Annotated in this window: 18 protein-coding genes; 7 read left to right on the top strand and 11 right to left on the bottom strand. The window is 62.2% G+C overall.

Annotated features, from left to right (window positions below; translation table 11 throughout):
• Nucleotides 1-7 precede the first annotated feature (7 nt).
• From ACZ5TB_RS17430 to ACZ5TB_RS17410, 5 genes are all read right to left on the bottom strand, one after another.
• A complete protein-coding gene (locus ACZ5TB_RS17430) occupies nt 8-412 on the bottom strand; it encodes a nuclear transport factor 2 family protein (RefSeq protein WP_464780702.1) in 405 nt (134 codons plus the stop codon).
• A gap of 112 nt (nt 413-524) precedes the next feature.
• Nucleotides 525-1,049, bottom strand: a complete 525-nt coding sequence (locus tag ACZ5TB_RS17425; protein WP_464792897.1) for a 2,4'-dihydroxyacetophenone dioxygenase family protein — start codon at nt 1,047-1,049, stop codon at nt 525-527.
• Nucleotides 1,050-1,095: 46 nt separating this feature from the next.
• A complete protein-coding gene (locus ACZ5TB_RS17420; RefSeq protein ID WP_464792896.1) occupies nt 1,096-3,666 on the bottom strand; it encodes a TonB-dependent receptor in 2,571 nt (856 codons plus the stop codon).
• A gap of 154 nt (nt 3,667-3,820) precedes the next feature.
• A complete protein-coding gene (locus tag ACZ5TB_RS17415; protein ID WP_464792895.1) occupies nt 3,821-4,579 on the bottom strand; it encodes an SDR family NAD(P)-dependent oxidoreductase in 759 nt (252 codons plus the stop codon).
• A gap of 83 nt (nt 4,580-4,662) precedes the next feature.
• The gene (locus ACZ5TB_RS17410) at nt 4,663-5,595 is read right to left on the bottom strand and encodes an AraC family transcriptional regulator (RefSeq protein WP_464792894.1); all 933 of its coding nucleotides are present in this window, start codon (nt 5,593-5,595) and stop codon (nt 4,663-4,665) included.
• Between the two features lie 310 nt (nt 5,596-5,905).
• On the opposite strand from ACZ5TB_RS17410, the gene pabB reads away from it, so the two are divergent.
• Nucleotides 5,906-7,114 (top strand): aminodeoxychorismate synthase component I, encoded by a 1,209-nt coding sequence (gene pabB / locus ACZ5TB_RS17405; RefSeq protein ID WP_464792893.1) that lies wholly within the window; start codon nt 5,906-5,908, stop codon nt 7,112-7,114.
• 214 nt (nt 7,115-7,328) lie between these two features.
• On the opposite strand, the gene ACZ5TB_RS17400 is transcribed toward pabB, so the two are convergent.
• From ACZ5TB_RS17400 to ACZ5TB_RS17385, 4 genes are all read right to left on the bottom strand, one after another.
• Nucleotides 7,329-9,506 (bottom strand): TonB-dependent receptor, encoded by a 2,178-nt coding sequence (locus tag ACZ5TB_RS17400; protein WP_464792892.1) that lies wholly within the window; start codon nt 9,504-9,506, stop codon nt 7,329-7,331.
• Nucleotides 9,507-9,538: 32 nt separating this feature from the next.
• Nucleotides 9,539-10,762, bottom strand: coding sequence for a serine hydrolase domain-containing protein (locus tag ACZ5TB_RS17395; RefSeq protein WP_464792891.1), 1,224 nt, complete (start codon nt 10,760-10,762; stop codon nt 9,539-9,541).
• Between the two features lie 136 nt (nt 10,763-10,898).
• The gene (locus ACZ5TB_RS17390; protein WP_464792890.1) at nt 10,899-12,047 is read right to left on the bottom strand and encodes a helix-turn-helix transcriptional regulator; all 1,149 of its coding nucleotides are present in this window, start codon (nt 12,045-12,047) and stop codon (nt 10,899-10,901) included.
• A gap of 84 nt (nt 12,048-12,131) precedes the next feature.
• The gene (locus tag ACZ5TB_RS17385) at nt 12,132-12,611 is read right to left on the bottom strand and encodes a MarR family winged helix-turn-helix transcriptional regulator (RefSeq protein WP_464780693.1); all 480 of its coding nucleotides are present in this window, start codon (nt 12,609-12,611) and stop codon (nt 12,132-12,134) included.
• A 74-nt stretch (nt 12,612-12,685) separates the two neighbouring features.
• Here ACZ5TB_RS17385 and ACZ5TB_RS17380 point away from each other — a divergent pair, with 74 nt between their 5' ends.
• The 6 genes from ACZ5TB_RS17380 to ACZ5TB_RS17355 all read left to right on the top strand — a co-directional run bounded on the left by ACZ5TB_RS17380 (nt 12,686) and on the right by ACZ5TB_RS17355 (nt 21,035).
• Entirely contained in the window at nt 12,686-14,137 is a 1,452-nt protein-coding gene (locus tag ACZ5TB_RS17380) for an aldehyde dehydrogenase (RefSeq protein ID WP_464792889.1), read from the top strand.
• A gap of 122 nt (nt 14,138-14,259) precedes the next feature.
• Nucleotides 14,260-15,120 (top strand): p-hydroxycinnamoyl CoA hydratase/lyase, encoded by an 861-nt coding sequence (locus tag ACZ5TB_RS17375; protein ID WP_464793277.1) that lies wholly within the window; start codon nt 14,260-14,262, stop codon nt 15,118-15,120.
• Nucleotides 15,121-15,189: 69 nt separating this feature from the next.
• A complete protein-coding gene (locus ACZ5TB_RS17370; protein WP_464792888.1) occupies nt 15,190-17,343 on the top strand; it encodes an acetate--CoA ligase family protein in 2,154 nt (717 codons plus the stop codon).
• A 44-nt stretch (nt 17,344-17,387) separates the two neighbouring features.
• Nucleotides 17,388-18,722, top strand: coding sequence for an MFS transporter (locus ACZ5TB_RS17365; RefSeq protein WP_464792887.1), 1,335 nt, complete (start codon nt 17,388-17,390; stop codon nt 18,720-18,722).
• 74 nt (nt 18,723-18,796) lie between these two features.
• Nucleotides 18,797-20,050, top strand: a complete 1,254-nt coding sequence (locus ACZ5TB_RS17360; RefSeq protein WP_464792886.1) for a YceI family protein — start codon at nt 18,797-18,799, stop codon at nt 20,048-20,050.
• A 178-nt stretch (nt 20,051-20,228) separates the two neighbouring features.
• A complete protein-coding gene (locus tag ACZ5TB_RS17355) occupies nt 20,229-21,035 on the top strand; it encodes a sugar phosphate isomerase/epimerase family protein (protein ID WP_464780687.1) in 807 nt (268 codons plus the stop codon).
• A 13-nt stretch (nt 21,036-21,048) separates the two neighbouring features.
• Here ACZ5TB_RS17355 and ACZ5TB_RS17350 read toward each other — a convergent pair whose 3' ends face one another.
• A complete protein-coding gene (locus ACZ5TB_RS17350; RefSeq protein ID WP_464780686.1) occupies nt 21,049-21,837 on the bottom strand; it encodes an SDR family NAD(P)-dependent oxidoreductase in 789 nt (262 codons plus the stop codon).
• Nucleotides 21,838-21,861: 24 nt separating this feature from the next.
• On the bottom strand, nt 21,862-22,707 hold the full coding sequence (locus ACZ5TB_RS17345) for an SDR family oxidoreductase (RefSeq protein WP_464792885.1): 846 nt from the start codon (nt 22,705-22,707) through the stop codon (nt 21,862-21,864).
• Nucleotides 22,708-22,713: the final 6 nt, after the last annotated feature.

Raw genomic sequence — 22,713 nt, 5'->3', positions numbered from 1 at the left:
AATAGCCTCATGCCGAAAAGATGAGCGATCCGCTGCGCTCCAGGAAACGCCATCCTCCAGTGGTGCGGATGAACCTGTCCTTGAATGATCCCACCAACGGCGCGCCTGGGCCGACGAACAACAGCATAGCGCTTTCGCCTGTGGCCTCATCTGTGCTGAGTATGTCGATGACGACATTGGCGCAGACATGGCGGGTGGTACGCGGCGGGCGGGCGAGGAAAGCGGCCAGTATGGCTTCGCGGCCAACAATCGGCTGATCGGGCGCGGTTGGCCGGGATAGTCGGCCATCATCTGTGAACAAGTTGGCTGCGGCTTCCCATTTCGCCGCATCGTTCAGGTTGGCATAATGGTGGACGAGACGGGTACAATCCCACTCGATTGCGCGGCGCTGGTCGGGGGTTGGGAAACTCATGAGGCCTTCGGCGCTGTGGCGTGTGCGGCTTTGCGTGGCAGAGGCCTGCTCTTGGTCATTTTGCAATCCATCCGCCGGGAGGCGGGCCTGCTCCTCCCGGCGGACGCCCCCTTCAGAGGTAGAGTTGCGGGTTGATGGGCAAGTTGTTTTCCCGGCAGTAGCTCTCATAATGGTTGATGAACCACCATACGTCGGCCGTCTCCACGAACTTGCCATCCTCGTCGTAGAACTCGATCGGACCTTGCATCCATCCCCAAAGCTTGCCGCCCTGCGGATGTTCGCTGACCAGTGTGTGGCGTTCGCCGGGCACTTCCAGGAAGAAGTCGCCTGGGCCTGCGACCCAATCGTGCTCCAGATAGCGCAGGCTGCCTTCCAGGCACATCATGACCAGCCGCCCGCGATGCTTGTGCGTGCCGACGACGCCCGGTCCTTTCAACCAGAGCACATTGCAATAGATGTTCTGGCGGACGTCGAACGCGAGGTGACGAATGGCGGCGTTGGGACCGAACGGCACCCAAGGACTTTCCGCCTCCGACGGCCCGATGAAGCTGCCCTTGACGCCATGCGCCTCAATCACATGAGACAGGTTTTCAGGCACATCGACGATCTTGAAGGCGGTCGAGGGGGGGGCGGTCATTACAGTAGACATGATGATGCGATCCTGTTTCGTGTATTGTGGTTGATCAGAACTTCACGCCCAGCCTGGCATACCATTCGGCCGGACGATTATAGGTGCCGTAGAACTGCCCCCCGGCGATCTGCGCCTGACCCGTGGTCAGGAAGCGTTCGTTAAAGACGTTGGTGCCGCCCACCGTGACACTGTAGCGGTCGTCGGGCAGGCGCAGCGTGACGTTGGCATTGACGACGTTCGAAGCCTTGCGGTTGAGCAGGAAGGTCCCTTCGGTGTCGTTGCGCATCTGCGACGTGTAGGTCCAGTCGGCCAACATGATGAGTTTCGCGCCGCTGCTGCCTACATCCAGCTCGACGCGCGGGCTGACATTGACCTTCCAATGCGGCGTCTTGGGCAGTTCGGCACCCACGAACACACCGCCCTGGATCACGCTGGGCGCGACCACCGCACCCGGCAGCACCGACGTATATTTGGCGTCGATATAGCCGAGCGATGTCGTCAGGGCGAAGGCGCGGATGGGCGCGAACACCGCTTCGGCCTCGAACCCCTTGATGCGGGCGTCACCGGCATTCTGGATGGTGGGGGACACGCCCTGCTGGAAGTTCAGCTGGATACCCTTATAGTTGGTAGTGAAGGCCGCGAAGTTCAGCTGAAGACGCCGGTCGAACAGCTTCGACTTGAGCCCGATTTCCCAAGTCGTCGCCTTTTCCTCGTCAAAGCTCGGCGCATCCGGCAGCGGGTTCGACAGACGCGTGGTCCAACCACCGGTCTTGTATCCCTTCGACCATGACGCATAGGCCATGAGGTCGTCGCTGGGATAAAGCTGGACGCCGATCTTGGGTGAAAAATTGTCAAAGGTCTTGCGGTTCACGCCACCGGGATAGAGCTGCAGCGGCGCATTGGCGTTGGGGAAGCCCGCAGCGATGCGGCAATCGTCGCTGATCGGCGTCAGCGACGCGCAGGGCGGGACGCCAAAGCCGTTCAGGATCTTGTAGGTCAGGCCGTTGAGATCGGACTGAAACCCTTCGAAAGACTTCTTTTCCTTGGTATAGCGCGCGCCAACCGTGATGCCGATCAGGTCGATGGGCTTGAAATCCAGTTGGCCGAACAGGGCACCATTCTTGGTACTCAGGAGATTGTTGCCATCGACCTGCAACAAGCCTTCGGCGAAGGTCACATAATCGTGAAGATTGCCCGATTCCTTGAAATAATAGGCCCCCAGAACATATTTCAGCCGCTCATCTAGCGCGTTACCCAGAAGCTGGAATTCCTGGCTGAACTGCTTCTGGTTCATCTCGAAGCTGATCTGCAGCATGTTGAGCGGCGAACCGTCATTGTCCATGCCCACCTTCCAGTGCAGTTCGCGATAGGAGGTGATGGATTTGACCGTCAGACTGTCCGACAGGTCATATTCGATCGTGCCAGCGCCGCCATAGGATTGCATGCGGGCGAAGTTCATCCCCGTCGCATAGCTGCTATCCTTGTCCCCAGTGACGAAGCGATTGTCATAAGGCAGGCGATTATTATCGGGGTTCGCGTCGGCATTGACGCCGAAGATCGCGGGCAGGTCGAACATGCCGGTGCGGCCAGCGCGACGGTAGCCATAGGCGAAGGACGGCGGACCGTTGCCGCATCCCGTCGATTGGCCCGCAATGGCGCAGTTATAACTGCCCGCGAAAACATCAAACGCGCCGCCCGCGACATTGGGCGTGGTCGCGAGCAACGTATTGGGAAGCTGTTCCTGCCTGCTGCTGCTATAGTCGCCGCTCAGCGTTACCCGCACCGCATCGCTCGGTTCCCAGCGCAGCTTGGTGCGCACGCTCCAGGCGTCTTCGCCGCCTTCGCGGCCTATCCCGGTATTTTCATAACCCGCTCCGGCATAGGCGGTGGAAGGTTCGACCTGATAGGTGCCCGGCTGCGCACCCGGAAATGGCTTGCGCTTGAAATAACCGTCTCGCGTCTTGACCGAGAATGACACCGAACTCGACAGCCCATCCGCGATCGGAATGTCCGCTGTGCCGCGCGCCTGGAACAGCTTGTAGCTGCCCGTTGTCGCGTCGCCGATGAAGCGGAACTTGTCGCCCGGATCATGGGTGACGATGGAAATCGCGCCGCCGATGGTGTTGCGGCCAAACAGCGTACCCTGCGGACCTTTAAGCACTTCGATCCGCTCGACGTCGCCCAATTCCTGGTTCGCGCCGACCGAGCGCGCAAGGTAGACGCCGTCCAGATAGACGCCGACACCCGGATCTATATTGAAGGCGAAGTCGTTGGACCCGATGCCACGAACATAGGCGGCCAGCACAGATGACGATCCGGAAAAGGGCGTTCCTGCGTCAAAGGTGACGTTGGGGGCGAGCCCCGACAGCGCGGCGACGCTCTGCACCGCGCGCTCCTGCAACGCATCATTGGTGAAGGCGGAAATCGCGATCGGCACCTTCTGCACATTTTCCGAACGCCGCTGGGCGGTGACGACGATATCCTGGATACCGCCGCTCTGGGGCGCTTCTTCCGTGGCGGGAACTGGCGCAGGCGTCGCTTCCTGGGCGTAGCCCGGTGTCAAAGTCCCGGCCGCTATGGCCAGCACCGACGCAACGGGCAATGCGGCTATCATCTTGATCATGGTTCCTCCCCTCGACAATGGACGCTTTTCGCGTTCATCATCGAAATGACAGAAACCCGCCTCCCGTGCTTGCACTGGAGCGCTACCGATCAGGACTCCAGCGCAATTTGATTCATTTCCACGAATTTTTCACGAATGCGAATTATCGCATTAGTCAGTTTGACAGGTAGCCGCCATCGATCGGGATGCACGCGCCGGTGATGAAGGCTGCCCTGTCCGACAGCAGGAAGGCCGTAAGGTGCCCGCACTCCTCCGGTTCGCCCAGCCGCTTGATCGCCTGGGGCGCAAGCAGCGCTTCCAGGAACTCGGGCGAAGTACCGTCGAGCAACTTGGAGCGGATCGCGTTGGGAAGGATAGCATTGACGCGCACATTGACGTCCCCATTCTCCCCTGCCGCCGTTCGCGTCAGGCCAAGGATCGCATGCTTGGTCGCCGCATAGACGCCTGCTTCGCGCAAACCCACCGCTCCCGCGATGGATGAGACGTTGACGATGCTGCCGCCGCCCTGCTCCCGCATGACGGCCAGAGCGCCGCGCATGATGCGGAAGCAGCTTTTGAGGTTCACATCGTTCACCTTGTCCCACAGATCATCGCTGCTGTCCGCCAGCATGGATTTAAGGCCGATGCCCGCATTGTTGACGGCGAAGTCGATACGCCCGTTGATCGCGCGCGTCTGCGCAATCAGCGCGTCGATATCGGCCGCGCTGGTAACATCGGCCGCCATAAAGCGCGCGGTGCCGCCCGCCGCTTCGATCTCCGCGACCGCTTGCGCGCCTTCCTCGGCTGAGGAGGCAAGGTCGCTCAACACGACATTGGCCCCTTCCGCCGTCAGCACCTTGGCGATGCCGCGCCCGATGCCGCTGGCAGCGCCAGTGACAAAGCCCGTTTTCCCGGCCAGCAATCCGTTGGTCATCTGCGTCACTCCTGCATGCTGATGATAGGCGCGCTCCTGCGATCGGAGCGGCCGAGGGACGATCTTTGGAAATATACCGCTGGTCAGGCGCGCGCGATCTGGCGGCCTTCGCGGGGTGTATAGCCGTGCCGCTTGCGGAAGCAGCGCGCGAAATAAGCAGGGTCGTTGAAGCCGAGTTCGAGGGCGATCGCGGTGATGTTCGCCGCCCGGTCGGTCGCGAGCATTTCCAGCGCCCTTTCCAGCCGCCTGTCCAATATATAGGCGCGTAGCGTCGTGCTTTCGGCCGCGAACCAGGTCTGGATCGTTCGCGGCGATATGCCGACTTCGCGCGCGATGGATTCCGTGTCGAGGTTCGGATCGCCCAGCCGCGCCTCCACTATCGCTTTGACCCGCGCCAGTCCCCGGCCATCGACATTGGGGCCGCCGCGCACAGCGCTGCGCAAGGCAAGGCCCAGTAGGTCGAGCATCAGCGTTTCGGCACCCTCGGCCCAGCTTGGATCAGGCGGCGCGGCGCGGCTCTCCGCCTCCCGCCACAGGGCAAGGGCGAGTTGGTGAAAACTGTGGACGGTCGGCGAATTGCCGGGCGTCGGACTGCCGATATGGAGGTCCAGCTGCGGCACCCGCTGTTCCAGTTCATGGCGGGCAACGTCGACCACCATCATTTCATGGGATGCAACCTCGATCCGCATCGGCGCGGCCGTGGTGCAAATGGAAAGGTCGCCCGGGCGCAGCACGCATTCGCGGCCGGATTGACGCTGCTCGCTAAGGCCACGGGTCTGGAGGTGCACCAGCAGCCGCTCTTCCCCATGGTGGCGGGCGCTGCGCGACACGACCGAAGATTCCGCCCGCGCCTTGAAAATGGTGAGATCGCCTAGTGTCCAACAACCAAGCTGGCCTAGAAATTCGCGATTGGAACTATCGATCATCAGCCCGGCGGACCGGCCAGAGGCGATCCTGTTCCAGTAGGCCAAGCGATCACGCCTGGCGACGTCCTGCGTCGAGAATTGCTCGATCATCCACCGCTCTCCTGACTGGAACAGTTTCACATAAATTGTGAAAAGGAAATAGTGGCGGTCGTCGTCCCCTTGACCTCCATCCTGCTCGTCGCGGGTGATGGGGTCATAATCATCGTCAAGAGACTGATAAACCTTACTTTATCTCCGCTTCACTCCCTCCCGTGGAATATAGCCTCGGACCAAGACTTAGAAAAAATGAATATCTGCGGATCAGTTCGAATGATCGCTACGGCCCGATGTGGGGCCACAGCAGACCTAAAGCTCGTTCGGAGACCGAAGATTTCTCGGCGCGTGCGACGTGGAGCGTGCAATGAACCATCTTCTTACTGTGCCGTCGCAATCGGCCCGACCAGAATGTGGTGTGAAGGCCATGGGTTTCCTGTCGGCCTTCGATCAACCCTATGTGCTTTTAGACGACGCATCCTCGCCCAACGGCGACGTCACGCTCTTCACCCATCCGTTGCAAGTGATTGAGGCTGCGACGCTCTCGGAAGTTGCACCTGCACTGGAAGCGGTGCGCGCGGCCACGAGACAAGGCGCACACGCCGCCGGGTTTGTCAGCTATGATGCCGCTGCCGCCTTCGATACCGCCATGCCGGTTACCCGCTCCTGCGGGCCGCTCCTCTGGTTCGGGATATTCGGGACTCCATTGGTACTGCCGTCACAAATGTTCGCGGACCTGCTGCCGAGCGACACAGCGTTCCGCATGGGGCCGCTGACGCCCGCCAGCACTAAAAGGCAGCATATGGAGCGGATCGAGGAGCTGCTCGAACTCATTCGTGCAGGCGATCTGTATCAGGCCAACCTCACTTTCCGCGCCGGGATGGACTTCGACGGTGATCCGCTGGCACTCTACACCCGGCTGCGGCAGCGCCAGCGTGCCCCCTATGGCGCGATCATATCCACTGGCGCAGACCTCATCTTCTCCTTCTCGCCGGAGTTGTTCTTCACGGTGACTGGGCGCGACATTGCCTGTCGTCCGATGAAGGGTACGGCGGAGCGACACGGCGATCCCGCAGCGGATGCCGCTGCCGCCCAATCGCTGGCCACCGATCCCAAACAACGTGCCGAAAATCTGATGATCGTCGACCTGATGCGCAATGATCTGTCGCGGGTGGCAGAGCCTGGATCGGTGAAGGTGCCGCAGCTTTTCTCGGTCGAAACCTATCCGACGGTCCACCAGATGGTCTCTGCCGTGACGGCGCGTCGCCGCGAGGATGTGGACGCTTTCGACATCCTCGCCGCCCTGTTCCCCTGCGGCTCAATCACTGGAGCGCCCAAGATCCGCGCGGCGCAAGTGATTGCACAGCTGGAAGACAGACCACGCGGCATCTACACAGGATCGATCGGCCATTTCACCCCGGACGGTGACGCGCGTTTCAACGTCGCGATCCGTACCCTGACCATCTCACCGGCAGAACGGCGGCTGACGATCGACCTCGGGTCTGGCATCGTCGCTGACTCCGATCCCCTCGCGGAATGGGAGGAGTGCCTGACCAAGGCGCGATTTCTTGACTAAGTGTTTGGTCCCGGCATTTGATGGTGCATCATCTGCTGGCTCGGAAAATGCGGAAACAAAAGACAAATAGAGCATGATCCGATCCAGTTTGATCGGAGCATGCTCTAGGATTTGCTTGCAGCGATGCCGAGCTTGTTCAATCTGGCCTGATCGAACAAGCCCCAAAGCACCAATCCTGAAACCCGCCACCCGATGGCGGCGGGTTCCTTCAACTTCAGAAGGTGAAGCCAGCGCGGATGCCATATTCGCGGGGCGCCCCGTAGAATTCATTGAGACCGAACTGGCCGCTGACATAGCGCTTGCCGGTCAGGTTGGTGCCATAAGCTTCGATATGGAACTGGCCCGTGCGTAGCGTGACCAGACCCGACAGCAGCCCATATCCCGCGATCCGATCCGACACGGGCGAATATGCGAGATAGGTGAAGCGCGGGCCAACATAGGAATAGCTGACCCGTGGCGTCAGCGTCACGTCGTCACCCAACTGGAATTCGTAGGCCGCCGTCCCGCCATAGGTCCATTTGGGTGAATAAAGATTAGGGCCGCCGTCGGTAGTAGTGATGGCTGGCGTGTAATCAAAGCAGACCGGAGGCGCAGAAGGCGTGCCGGGAGGGCATTGGGGACCCAGGCTTCCCGACGGGATAGCCCGCGTGTTGATAAAGGTCAGCCCGGCCAGCTTCGAATGAACATAAGCGACGTTAGCGTCAAAACTGAAGCCGCCGAACTTGCTCTGCAACTGCGCTTCGAAACCCTTGATCTTGCCTTTTGAAATATTCTGGACGCCGTTGAAGCCGGTCGTCGGTTCGATCACTTCGAACTGGAAATCGGAATAATCATTGTAGAAAGCCGAAATCTGCGTGCGGACATGCTTGTCGAACAGGCTCGCCTTCCAGCCGATTTCATAGTTCCAAACCATTTCCGGCCGGAATTCGGAATCCACAGCATTAAAGCCGCCGGGCTTATATCCCCGCGCCACGAAGGCGTAGAGCAGATGGTCGTCGTTGACCGTCCAATTGATCGCGGCTTTGCCGGTCACGCGCCCATCCTGATGCGTGCCCGCCAAGTTCGCGACGGGCAGGCCGCCCGGAGGGAAGATCGGGATGCCAGCGCCGATGCGCACCTGACCTACGCCGCTGGCCTTATAGTGCGAATAGCGCGCGCCCAGCTGTAACTGGACGTCGGGCGTCACACGGTAGCTGCCCTGCGCGAAGATGCCAAGCGTTGTGCGTATATTGTCGGGATCAATGTCTGTCGGGAAGCCCGCTTGCAGCTGATGGATCCGCACCTTGATCTCGTTGCGCTGGAAATAGCCGCCCAAAATCCATTCCAGCGTTTCCCCGGTCGGCGAGATCAGATTGATTTCCTCGCTATACTGGCGTTCTCGGGCATAATAATCCTCGGCGATGCCACCAGGCGCCTGCGATGCATCGACATCGTTGACGCCCTCGATCTTCTTGCTCTGATACCCGCTCAATGACCGCAGCACGATGCCGTTGGCGAATTCCTGCCGCAGTTCCAGGCTGGAAATGAACGCCTTTTCACGGATTGCCACCGGTGTATCGTAGCTCAGCGTGTAGATGTCACCAACAGGAGCGGGATTGAACAATACTCCCCGGATCGGGCGATAGGCATAGCCGCCAATGTCGCGGTCGTTATACTGAACCTTCAGCAGCGCGCGAAAGTCTCCGGGTTGCCACAGCACGCCAATGCGCCCGCCCTTCTCGTCCAGCTTGCCCGCCTTGTTGTTGAAGGGGCCGACATCCTTGAAATAGCTATCATGGCCCCGGTAGAATCCAGCGCCGCGCACAGCCAGCGTGGATGACAGCGGCACGTTCACCGCGCCTTCCAGCCCGAAATTGCCCCGGTTGCCAGCGCTCCCTTCGGCATAGCCATTGACGCCATTCAGATCGGGATTGCGTGAATTGATGAAGATCGCGCCACCGGTCGAGTTGCTGCCGACCAACGTGCCCTGCGGACCGCGCAACACTTCAACGCTCGCCAGATCGTAGAAGCTGTTCGCTTGGACGATCGGCGGCTGGAACAGCCCGTCGACATAAGTCGCCACGCCCGCCGTTACGTTAGGCGAGTTGCTGGCAAGGCCGATGCCGCGAATGTTGACGGCCGATGTGATGCCCGCGTCGGAAATGGACAGCGCGGGCGTCGCATTTTGAAGATCGTTGAGGCGCACGACGGCGTTCGCCTTGAGGTCGCTTGCGTCGAGCGCGCTGGCGGCGACAGGCACCTTTTGCAGATTTTCGGTTCGGCGCTGGGCCGTCACGACGATCTCGCCCAATGTACTGGATGACTCAGGCTGCGGAGCGGCCTCTTGCGCCCCGGCAGACGCTGTCCACAGCGTCATGATGGCGGTGGAGCCCATCAACAATATGTGCTTCATTCTACCCTCCCTTATTCTTGCTATTCTTGCGATTATTTCGGTGACCACGCCGATACGGCTTTCAGAAAAGCGCCGGTTTCCGCCGTCGGCTTCTCATCGCCCGGCGGGAAATAGCTGATCTTGACCACGACGGTGCGCGATCGCGGATCGACGTAGATGAACTGGCCTTGCAACCCTACAGCACTGTAGGCGCCGCTATTGTCCAGCAGCCACCATTGCATCGCATAGCCGGTGGGGACGCCCGGGGCCTTGGCATCGGCTGGCGTGGACGGCGCCGTTGATGTGCGGACCCAGTCGGCTGGCACCACCTGCCGCCCGTTGGCGCGGCCGCCGTCCAGCATCATCTGGCCGATCCGCCCATAGTCACGCAGCGTGGCGTTGAAGCCAGCGCCGCTGAATTCGCGGCCCGTGCCCGGCTGCCCATCCATGATGTAAAAGCCGTCCTGCTCCGCGCCCAGCGGCTCCCACAATTTCTGCGCGGTATAGCCCGCGACGGTCGTACCGCTGACCCGTTCGATCAACCAGCCAAGCACGGCGGTGTCCAGCGTCTTGTACTGGAACACGCTGCCCGGTGCATGCAGCCGCTTCACCGTCCGCGCGGCATCGGCAAAGCGCGCGACATTCTTGACCAGCGCGTCGACATGATTGCGCGCCGCGATGCCGGGATTGGCGAAGTCGTAGCGTTCCTCATAATCGACGCCAGACCGCATCTGCAGGATCTGCCGAATGGTCACGCCGTCATATCCGCCGCCCTTCAATTCGGGCAGGTAAGCGGTGATGTCATCGTCCAGCGACTTGATCCGCCCTTCCGACAGCGCACAGCCGACCAGCAGCGACGTGACTGACTTGGTCATGGACCAGCCGATGAAGCGGCTGTTTTCGTCGCTGTTGTTGCGGTAGATTTCGCTGACGATCTTGCCGTCCTTCATCACCAGCAGCGCGTTGGTGTAGGTGCGATCCAGGAAATCCTGCGCCGTGTAGCGCTTGCCGCCGAAAGTGTAGCTGACATCCAGCGGCGCGTCGGCGCGCGGCAGCCGCCAGGGCGTTCCCGCATGGGCGACGGTGCGCGTGGTAAACAGCCGGTCCATGCTGCGGAAAGTCAGCGAGTTGATGTCGCCATCCAGCATGTGCCAGCGAGCGATCTGGACGGCGACCGGGACGGTGGACGGCGGGCCGTCGGCCAGTACCGGCGGCAATGTCTGCTGCGCTGATGCAGGCTGAATTGCCGCGCACAACGCGCCAGCGGCCAAACGCACAATTAATCCCGATGCTTTGCGCACGCGCACATCCTCTACTTTCGGCCGCAAATAGTCGTCGGCTCGTTACTGGCATTTTGGACTTGAGAACTAAGCGGCGCGGCTCCCAAATGGGATATGCGGCGCCGCATCTTGTTCAATGCATGCTGCCATGCAATTGAGCGATGACGGACCCATAGAGCTTGCCCACCAGATCGGCCTGGCGGCGGCTGTCCGTCTTTTCGAGGATTCGCTTCATCTGGATCCGCACGGTGCCGACGGAAATGCCGCGGCGGCTGGCATAGGCATTGAGCGATGTGCCTTGCGACAACGCGACGGCGAGTTGCGCCTCCGCAGGCGTCAGGCCGAACAGCGACGTGACGTGCCCCGCCGACAAGGGAGGCGCCTGCGATGGATCGATCAGGATCAAGGCGACACCGTCCCGGTCATCGTCCCAGCCATGCGCCGCCGCGCCCTTGAAGGCATCGTTGGGCAGGGCGATGGCCTGCATTATGCTGCCCTCAAGATCGGCGAAGGTCGCCGTGACCATGTCGCCATGGCAAGCAGGCGACAAAAGCCGCGCCAGCCTCTGACGACTTTCGGCGGACACCCCGCGCAGCTGGCCCTGTCCCAGCGTCAAGGGCGCGCCATTCCTCAGCATAGCCGCCGCCGCGCGATTGTGCCAACGCACCTCGCCGCTCGCGTCGCAGAGGATCACCCCCGCCCGTAAACGGTCCAGGATCGAGGCCAAGGATGCCTGCGCAGCCTGTGCCGCCTGCACCGTGGCCGAAAGGCGCGACATGGCCAGCAGATGCGGGGCGATGTCAGCCAGGAAGGTGGCGTCATAGCCGTCGCGCTCTACCGTGTCGCTGATGTGCCGGTGCAGGATCAGGCTGAACCAGCGCGACGGCGCAAATTCGAAAAGCAGGCCCGACCCGCCCCTTAAGCCAACTTGCGCCAGTCGATGCCGCGTTTCCTGCAATTGCGGCGATGCGGAAGCAAAACGTTGTTCATCAGTGCGCACCGCGAGCTGCCCTTCCAGGCGATCGCGCGGCACGACGGCAAGCCGGGGATTGTCGGGATTGTTGATCCATCGGTCGTGCAGCGCGGCGTTCGCATGGGAATAGCTGTCCCGCTCCTGCCAGCGCTGGATCAGATGGTCGCCTTCCTGCCGATAAATCTGCACCGCCGCGCTGCGGACGCCAAGACCAGCGCAAATCTGGTCCAGCATCGGCCGCCAATTGTCCGGGCGTTCACAGCATCCGTAAAGCGCGGGCAATATCTGCGCGCTGAAATTGGCCTCCATTGCATCCCTCCCTGCTTGCCGCGCACTGTTTTTACTGCGGTGATAGGCTCCCAATTGACGTACGCTGCGGGGGGATAGCGCGGCCTACATGACCGCCGCTTCCCTCTCCTCATCCGTGGCATTTTCTTCCTGTTCCAGAACGTCCAGCACGACGCGCAGCGCATCCTGATATTCGGGCGTCAGCAAGCGCGTGTAACGGTGTTCGTGCGCGGACATGATCGCGTCCGCCTCGCTGCGCGCGTCCTCTCCCTGGGCGGTCAGGCACAGAGCGAAGGAGCGTCCGTCGACCGGCGACTTCTGCACCAGGTCCTTCTGGATGAGGCCAGTGATCAACGGCACCATATTGGCGCGCTTGATGCCCAGCATGCGGCCTATGTCGCTTTGGATGCAGCCCGGATTGGCGCCGATCGTCAGGAGGATCGTCGCTTCCACTGGCCGCAGCCCGACCAATTCCAACCCCGCGCCCAGCGTCGCCATCATCGCGGAGGAGGAACGCCGCAGCCGATAACCCAGCCGCGATGCGACCGGATTGACCAACCTGTTATCGGAAGGACTCGTGCTCATGCCACCCTCATAATGTTATTGCTCAGAACAATCAACATTGATATGCAACATAACATTAGGAGAGGACCTGACACATGTCCGCATCGGAAATTTCCCTGAATATCGGCGGCGAATCGCGCAGTGCCGCATCGACTTTCGAACGGTTGAACCCGGTCACTGGCGCCGTCGCCACCCGGGCCGCCGCCGCCAGCGTCGAAGACGCCATTGCTGCGGTAGACGCCGCCAAGGCAGCATCCCCCGCCTGGTCACAGACCGGCCCCAATGCCCGCCGCGCGTTGCTGATGAAGGCCGCCGACGCGCTCGACGCCCGGGTCGATTACTTTGTCGATGCGATGATGACAGAGATCGGCGCGACCGAGGGCTGGGCGCGCTTCAACCTGATGCTATCCAGCTCGATGGTGCGCGAAGCGGCCGCCCTCACTACCCAGATCGGCGGAGAGGTGATCCCGTCCGACAAGCCCGGCTGCATCGCCATGGCGATCCGGGAACCTGCAGGCGTGGTGCTGTCGATGGCGCCGTGGAACGCGCCGATCATCCTCGCCACCCGCGCCATCGCCGTGCCGCTCGCCTGTGGCAACAGCTTGGTGCTCAAGGCATCGGAACAATGCCCGCGCACCCATGGCCTGATCGTTCAGGCCTTTGTGGAAGCAGGCTTCACTGGCGGCATCGTCAACCTGATCACCAACGCGCCACAGGATGCGGCCGATGTGGTCGGCGCAATGATCGACCATCCAGCCGTGCGCCGCGTGAACTTCACCGGATCTACGCCGGTCGGCCGGATCATCGCGAAACGCTGCGCTGAACATCTGAAACCTGTGGTGCTGGAGCTGGGCGGCAAGGCGCCGCTGATCGTGCTGGAGGACGCCGACCTTGAGGAGGCAGTGAAGGCCGCCGCCTTCGGCGCTTTCATGAACCAGGGCCAAATCTGCATGTCGACCGAACGGATCATCGTGGTCGACGCCATCGCCGACGCCTTTGTAGAGAAGTTTCAGGCAAAGGTCGGCACCATGGCGGTGGGCGACCCGCGCGAAGGCAAGACGCCGCTGGGCGCGGTGGTCGACAGCAAGACCGTTTCCCATGTCCGTACGCTCATCGATGATGCGTTGGCGGCAGGCGCGATCCAGCTGAACGGCGGCAAGGCGAATGGCGTCTTGATGCCCGCCCATGTCATCGACCGCGTCACGCCGCAAATGAAGCTGTTCCGCGACGAAAGCTTCGGCCCGGTCGTCGGCATCATCCGCGCCCGCGACGAAGCGCATGCGATCGAACTCGCCAACGACACCGAATATGGCCTATCCGCATCGGTCTTTACCCGCGACACCGCGCGCGGGCTCAGGGTCGCGCGGCAAATCCAGTCCGGCATCTGCCATGTGAACGGCCCGACCGTCCATGACGAAGCGCAAATGCCCTTCGGCGGTGTCAAGGCGTCGGGATACGGCAAGTTCGGCGGCCGCGCCGGGATCGACAGCTTCACCGAATTGCGCTGGATCACGATGGAGACCCAGCCCGGCCATTATCCGATTTGAACCAACCGCATTCACCTACGCGTCATCCCAGCGAACGCTGGGATCTCAGGCGGACAGGCACGACTTAGCCGCCCGAGATGCCAACTTTCGCCGACATGACGACCAAGAACAAGGACTTTACCATGACCAATTTCCTGCATGCCGATGGCGTCGAGCAGGCCGAAATCGAAACCGTCGCCTTCACGGTGGAGGACGGCGTCGCCTGGGTCAGCCTCAACCGCCCGGACAAGCGCAATTGCATGTCGCCGCGCCTCAATCGCCAGATGATGCGCGTGCTTGATGATCTGGAGTTTCGCGCCGATGTCGGCGTCCTCGTCCTGACCGGCGAAGGCACGGCGTGGAGCGCGGGTATGGACCTTAAGGAATATTTCCGGGAAACCGAAGCCCAGGGTCTGAAGGGCACACGCGATGCACAGCGGGAAAGCTATGGCTGGTGGCGCCGCCTGCGCTGGTATCAGAAGCCCACCATCGCGATGGTCAACGGCTGGTGCTTTGGCGGCGGCTATGGCCCGCTCTTCGCCTGCGACCTCGCCTTCGCGGCGGAAGAGGCGCAGTTCGGTCTTAGCGAAATCAATTGGGGCATCCTGCCCGGCGGCGGCGCGGCCAAGGTGGCGACGGAACTTACCAGCTTCCGCAACGCCATGTATCATGCGCTGATGGGGGAGAATGTGGATGGCAAGACGGCGGCGGAATGGGGCTTCGTCAACGAAGCGCTGCCGCTTGGGTCACTCAAGGACCGAGTGTCGCAAGTCGCGCAGACGCTGCTGAGCAAGAACCCGGTGGCGCTCAAGGCGACGAAAGATGCCATCCGCCGGGTGCGCGAAATGACCTATGACAATGCCGAGGATTATCTGATCCGCGCGCAGGAAGCGGCCAACAGCTTCGACAATGAAGGCCGCAAGGAAGGCATCAGGCAGTTCATCGACGACAAGAGCTACAAGCCGGGTCTAGGCGCGTACGACAAGTCGAAACAGCAGGCCTGAACAGCGGCAAATTGGCGGGACCGATCGAAAAGTCGGCCCGCCCAAACAGTTTTTTGGAGAGACGGACCCATGACGGCCGACACCCTCAATCCGCCCGTCGCCGCCGCCCGCACCGGCAATGCGCTCGATCGGCTGCTCCGCCCGCGATCGGTGGCGATCGTCGGCGCATCGGACAAGCCGGGTGCGCTGGGCGCATCCGTCCTGTCCAACTTGATCCGCAACGGCTTTCCCGGCGACATCCACCTCATCAATCCCAAGCGCGCCGAAATCGGCGGACGGCCATGCCTGCCCTCGGTCAATGCCCTGCCCGATAGCGTTGATGCCGCCGTCCTCGCCATCCCGCGCGCTGCGGTGCTCGATACGGTGAAGGCGCTGGCCGCACGCAATGTCGGCGCCGCCGTCATCTTTTCCGCCGGATTTGCCGAAGGCGGTGAGGAAGGTCTGGCGGAGCAGCGAGAGATTGGCCGAATCGCCGACCAGACCGGCATGGTCGTCGAAGGGCCAAACTGCCTTGGCATGACGAACTTCATTGATCGCGTACCGCTGACCTTCGTTGAAACCGACGCGAAGCGGCTGGGCGATCGTCCCGGCATTGGCGTCGTGTCGCAAAGCGGAGCGATGGCCTGCGTCCTGTGCACCACGCTCGCTTCGCGTGATTTGGGCCTTTCCTTCTCCATCTCGACCGGCAACGAAGCGGCATCAGGCGTCGAGGATTATGTCGATTACCTGCTGGAAGACAGTTCGACGCGCGTCATCGCCATGATCGTGGAACAGTTCCGCAAGCCCCAGCGCTTCCTGGCCGCCGCCCGCCGCGCCCGGGCACTGGGCAAGACCATCGTCCTCCTGCACCCGGGCCGGTCGGCCGCCGCGCGTGAGTCCGCCGCGACCCACACAGGGGCGATGGCGGGCGACTATCAGGTGATGCGGGTGAAGGTGGAACGGGCGGGCGTCATCCTGGCCGAGACGCTTGAGGAGCTGGGCGATATCGCCGAAATCGCGCTGCGCTGTCCAACCATCCCGGCGGGCGGCGTCGCGGTGCTGGGCGAAAGCGGCGCGTTCAAGGCGCTGACCCTTGACCTTTGCGAAACACTCGACCTCGACCTGCCGCAGGTCAATGACGGCAACGCTCCAGCGCTGCGCGAGGCGCTGCCCGAGTTCGTGCCGGTCTCAAACCCGCTGGACCTGACGGCGCAGGGCCTCGTCGATCCCGACCTCTATCGCCGGACGCTGGCGGCGCTGTTCACCGACGACCGGTTCGGCAGCATCGTCGCGGGCATCATCCAGACCGATCCCGTGACCGTCGGCATCAAGCTGCCGCCCATCCTGTGCGCCGTTGACGAATTGCGGCCGGACAAGCCGATCATCTTCACCGGGCTGGACGAAGGCGCTCCGGTTCCGTCCAATTATCTTGATCAGTTGCGCGCGCTTGGCATCCCCTATTTCCCTTCGACCGAACGCGCCTTCCGCGCCCTTAAGCACCTCAACGACCATGCGCGTCGGGACTTCAGCGAAGCGCCGACCACCCCCCTGCTCGCCTCCGGCCTCGCCGGGCACAGCGGCGTCATCCCGGAATATCGCGCCAAGGCGATACTCGCCCCGCTCGGCATCCCGTTCCCCCGGGGCGCCTTCTTCACCAGCATCGACGACGCGCTTCGCGCTGCGCAAGCGGTCGGCTATCCGGTCGCGCTCAAGGCACAATCGGCCCGTCTAAGCCACAAGAGCGATGCGGGCGGCGTGGTGTTGAACCTCTCCAACGGCGACGAACTGCGCGCGGGCTGGGACCGGCTATATGCCGATGTCGCCGCCTATGATGCAACCATCGCGCTCGACGGCGTCCTGCTCGAAGCCATGGGCGAACGCGGCGTCGAACTTATCATCGGCGCGAAGAACGATCCAGACTGGGGGCCGGTCATCCTGTGCGGGTTCGGCGGGGTCACGGCGGAAATCCTCCAGGACGTGCGCCTGATCACCCCCGGCCTCTCGGTCGATGCCATCGCCGCTGAACTGCATAAGCTCAAGCAAGCGCCTCTGCTGCGCGGCTTTCGCGGATCGCCCGCGCTGGATGTGGAGGCAGCAGCGGGGATTATCCATAGGCTTGGCCGCATCCTTCTCGCCGAACCTTCAATTCGGGAGATCGATCTTAATCCGGTGATCGTCTATCCGCAGGGTAAAGGCGCGATCGCCCTCGACGCCCTTATGCTGACAGCTCCGGAAGACGCCTGACCAAGGCAATAACCAGATCGACAATCATTTCAGGGTAGGTGAGGATGGCGCAGAACGGAACCGACATCAGGCAATTACTTGATGAAGCGCCCATGGGCCGCCTGCAAATCGCGGCTGTAGCGCTGTGCATCATGCTGAACGCGCTTGATGGCTTTGATGTGCTGGCGATCAGCTTCGCCTCGCCCGGCATTGCCGCGGAGTGGGGCATCGACCGCGCCGCATTGGGCGTCGTGCTTTCGATGGAACTGATCGGCATGGCTGTGGGGTCCGTGCTGCTCGGCGGCCTGGCTGATCGCATCGGCCGTCGGCCCACCATCCTGCTCTGCCTCGTGGTCATGGCGACGGGGATGTTGGCCGCGACCTTTTCATTCAGCGTTGTCTCCCTGTCGGTGATACGACTTGTCACTGGCCTCGGCATTGGCGGCATGCTGGCTTGCACCAACGCCATCGTCGCGGAGCTTGCCAACGCGCGCACCCGCAGCCTGGCCGTTGCCCTCATGGCGGCGGGCTATCCGATCGGCGCGATCCTTGGCGGCTCGGTCGCTTCGATGCTGCTGATGTCGGGCGAATGGCGCGACATATTCCTGCTGGGAGGAGTCGTCACTGCAATCTTCTTGCCGCTGACGTTCCTGCTGCTCCCTGAATCGATCGGCTTCCTCCTTCAACGACGCCCGGCCAATGCGCTGGACCGGATCAATCAGCTGATGGGTCGGATGGGACACCATGCACTGGATGCTTTGCCTGCTTCAAATGCAGCGGCACCCAAGGCGTCCTTTGCCGCGCTGTTCAGTCCCGGCCTCGCACGCACGACGGTGCTGCTGACGGCCGCCTATTTCTTTCACATCATGACCTTTTACTTCATCCTCAAATGGGTGCCCAAGATCGTCGTGGACATGGGTTATGCACCCTCGTCCGCCGGTGGCGTGCTGGTATGGGCCAATGTAGGCGGCTTGCTGGGCGCGCTTTCGCTCAGTGCCCTGAGCTGGCGACTGGACGTCCGTATATTGGTGATCGCCGCCCTCTTATTGTCGATGGCAATGGTGACCGTCTTCGGACAGGGACAAGCCAGCCTTTTCGGCTTGGCCCTGGTAGCTGCGGCGGCGGGATATTTCACCAACGCGGCCGTCGTCGGTCTCTACGCCATCATTGCGCAATCTTTCCCAACGGCCGTCCGGGCGGGCGGCACGGGAATAGTGATCGGCCTCGGCCGTGGAGGAGCTGCTTTGGGTCCCATCCTTGCTGGTTTCCTTTTCACTCTCGATTTCAAGCTTCCCGCCGTGGCATTGACCATGGCATCAGGGTCGCTGATCGCAGCATGCGCATTAGCCCTTCTCGTGACTGGAGGACGGCACAGTAATGCGTCCAAGGTTTATGAATGAACCGGTGTTCCCTTCATTGCCCGCCCGCCGCTCGCGCTCTTCTTTGACATCTTCATAAGGACGAAAGACTGCCCATGTCGCCACAGCGCTATTCCATGACGGCAATCGCGTTGCATTGGTCGATCGCGGCAGCCCTGAGCTTTCAACTCGTCCTGGGCTGGCAATTGTCCGGCATCGCGCCGGGGCTGGGCCAATTTGCCGCCTATCAGCTGCACAAGTCGATCGGGATCGTCATCCTGCTGCCCACCTTTCTGCGGGTTGGCATCCGCCTGGCCCACCCCCGCCCCCCGGCACTGGCGGATGATCGGATATCTGCGTTCGCGGCAAAGGTGACGCATCAATTGCTCTACGCAGTCATGCTGCTCGCCCCGCTCAGCGGCTGGGCGCTGGTCTCAACCAGCACGCTGCGGGTGTCGACGCTGCTGTTCGGCACGATTGCCTGGCCGCATCTGCCAATCCCTCTTGGCCTCAATGGAATAGCCTATGACACGCATCGCATGGCGGCTTATATCCTGGCCGGATTGGTCGTTCTGCATGTCGCTGGAGCTATTCGCCATCAATTCTACAAGCGCGAGGATATACTTGTTCGCATGATCCCGGGCTTGGCGCCGGGGCTTGCGCTGCTGGTTGCGCTAGGAACATTGGCATTGGCAGGTGTGGCATCATTCTTTCTTACCGGAACGCCCACCATAGCCGTGGCGCAGCGGCAAGGAACGCCCGCGCCGATCAAGATAGCGCCGCCTTCACCCGGCTCCACCCCAGCGCAGCGGCCTACCACGACCCCGACGGCCCCAAAAGCTACGCCGGTGCCCACGGCCAGTTCACAACACCTTCCATTGTCGCGGTGGCGCGTGGCGGGGCCGGGCAAGCTCGGCTTTATCGCCATGTGGAGCGGCGCGGCGGTGGACGGGTCCTTTCTTCACTGGAAATCGGACATCCGCTACAGCCCAGACGATCTGCCCGGCAGCGCAATCCTGGTGACGATCGACCTGTCCTCCGCCGTCACGGGCGACGCACAACGCGACGAAACGCTGCGAGGCCCCGATTATTTCGACATAGCGACGCATCCGCATGCTGTGTTCCGCGCCAAGGGTTTCCGACCACAGGGCGGCGACCTGTACGAAGCCAGAGGCACGCTGGACCTGAACGGACGCCGCCGCCCGGTCACGCTACGCTTCACGCTGCGTCAGGATGGGGACACGGCCAGAGCCGAAGGCCGAGCAGATCTTGACCGGAACATGTTTGATGTCGGTTCAGCCACCGATGAAACGATCGCTGCGAAGGTCACGGTAAACTTCAGCTTAACCGCGCACCGTCAGGACCAGTGATGATGCGGGTTTCGAGGCAATTTCCAGGGAGCACTTTGTCATTCAGTTTGTCCAAGACAAAAAATTGCCGTTCTTTTCCTCGCGTCACGCCGCCTTTAGGCGCAAGCCGACCATCAACTGCCAATAAGGTGGTTATTCTATTCCTGACATTTGCAGACCCGCATCGAGGTGAACCTTAGTGACCCAGCGCAAATACGCCCTTGAGCAGCTTTCGGCACTGGAACTGGGACCGCTCAGCTTTGTCGAGGTCGCCGCACGGAGCGGCTATGACGGTATCGGCCTGTTTCTTGAGGGCCTGCCGGTCCCCCATGCCGCATCTTACAGCCTGGTGTCGGACCACCATCTGTTCGAGACATTCGCTCAAGCGATCAAGGACGCCGGTCTCTTCGTCCATGTCGTCGAGCCGTTCCTGATAACGCCCGACATCAGCCGCGAGGAACATCTGCGCAACCTCGACCTGGCGGCGCGCCTGGGTGCACGGGTCTGCGGGACGCTCGCCTTCGACGATAATGAGAGCCGCCGCAACGACCGGCTGGCGGAACTCGCGAATGAGGCTGGGAAGCGTGGCCTTGCATTGACCATAGAGCCCTATCTGGAATCGAGCTGGCAGACGCTGTCGCAAGCGGCGGCAGCGGCCGATGCGGCCGGAGATCACGCTGGCGTGACCCTTGACGTCCTCCATGTCATCCGTGGCGGTGAGCATTGGGAGGCGGTGCGGGCAATGGCTCCCACCAAGATCAAGACGATCCAGATCAGCGACGGCACATTGGCAAAGCCCGCAGACTGGCCCCTCGCGGCAGTAACCGACCGCGCGGTGCCGGGCGAGGGCGAATATGATCTGGCGGCGCTGGTGCCCTTGCTCCCGGCAGGCATCCCGATCGGCATCGAAGTGCCCTCGCTTGATCTGGCTGCGCGTATGCCCGCCGAAGAACGGGTGGCCTATCTGCTGCAAAAAACCCGCCAGATCATGGGCGACGCAGCCTGAACAGCGCCGGGTCTCACCGCATGGTGAGGCCTCCATCCACCGAAATGGTCTGGCCGTTGATCCATTCCCCATCGGTAGATGCCAGCATCGCGACCATGGCGGCGATGTCCTCGCTTCGCCCCAGCCTCGGCGCGGGCGTCTCGCTCTGGAACTGGGCCAGAAGCTCCGCAGGCGCATGGTCGCGCATCAGCGGCGTGATAATGTATCCCGGCAGGATCGCGTTGGCGCGGATATTCTCGCGGCCCCAGCGGTTCGCGACATGGCGCACCAGCGCGCCGATGCCAGCCTTGGCCATCGCATAATAGGGCCGCACCGTCTGACCCATGGTCGCCGCCGCCGACGAGCTATAGATCATGGCGCCGCCGCCCCGCGCGAGCAGATGGGGCAGCGCATGCCGGGTCGCCCGCGCCATCCCCTTGAGGTTCACGTCGAGCGTGCGGTCCATCACGGCATCCGTCGCGTCGATGATGTCGCTATCCTCCAGCAAAATCGCCTGATCGGCGAAATTGGCATGGAAAACATCGATCCCGCCAAATGCGACGATGGCCGTATCGCAGAGCGCCGCGAAGCTCGCATCGTCGGCCGCATCGAACAGCGCGCCGATCGCGCGCCCACCGCCGCGCCCAATATCGGCGGCGACCGCCTCCACCGCAGCTTCCTCGGACGGCGGGCCAGCGACGACTACGGATGCGCCCTCGCTAGCCAACCTTCTCGCCGTAACCTCGCCAATGCCGCGACTTGCGCCAGCGACGACCACGACCTTGCCTGATAGACGATGCAAAACGCCGTCCACCTGCTCCATCTTCTCTCCTTTACCGCGATGGCGTCATGAAATGGCCGGCGCGGCCAGTCCATGATCTTCGAAGAACGTCGGTGCGGTATAGAGCTTAGGACCGGCGAACGCGACAGCGTCCGGCGAATCCATCATCCATGCCACGGTGCGGCCGGTGTCCGCCGGTGTGTAGCTCGGCAATCCGCCGCCGAAGTTGAGGGCGGCGTCGCCATATTTGGCCGTCAGCGTCTCGGTGATGGTCAGCCCAGGCTGGATGTGAAAGCTGACGATGCCACGGTCGCGATATTCCAGATCGACAAACTCGGCGAGCTTGGAAAAGGCGGCTTTGCCCGCAGCATAGAGAAAACCCCATCCCCCTTCTTCGAGTTTGCGCTCGCACAGGGTGGTGCCAGCACCGCTGGTGATGAACACGATGCGCCCAGCCCCTTGCGACAACATCGGCTGCAACACTTTCTGGGTGATGTGCAGATGATTGATCATCAACCCCGCCATCGTCTGCTCCGCCTTCGTGGCATCAACCGCATCGATCGGCGCCATCAGATAGGGACTTTGGGCAAGCGCGTTGTTGAACAGGCCGTCGATCCGCCCCCATGTCTCCAGCACGATAGCAACCGCAGCATCGATGCTATCACGGTCCAATATGTCCATCGGGACGCCGATGGCCCGGCCTCCCATAGCCTCGATTTCCCGCACCGTCGTTTCCAGGCTGCCGGGAAGGGCGATGGAAGCCGAGCCGGTTTCCTCTTCGGCCTTCCCTTCGCCTTCCTTGCGCGTCCGACCAGTCACCGCGACGGCGAACCCCCGGCGGGCAAGCTCGATCGCCGCCGCTTTCCCTATGCCGCGCGTGCCCCCCGTTACCAAAGCTACCTTGGTCATCATGCTACT

It is taken from the genome of Sphingobium sp. TomTYG74, from assembly GCF_055393875.1.
This window is presented reverse-complemented; position numbering and strand designations above follow the sequence as displayed.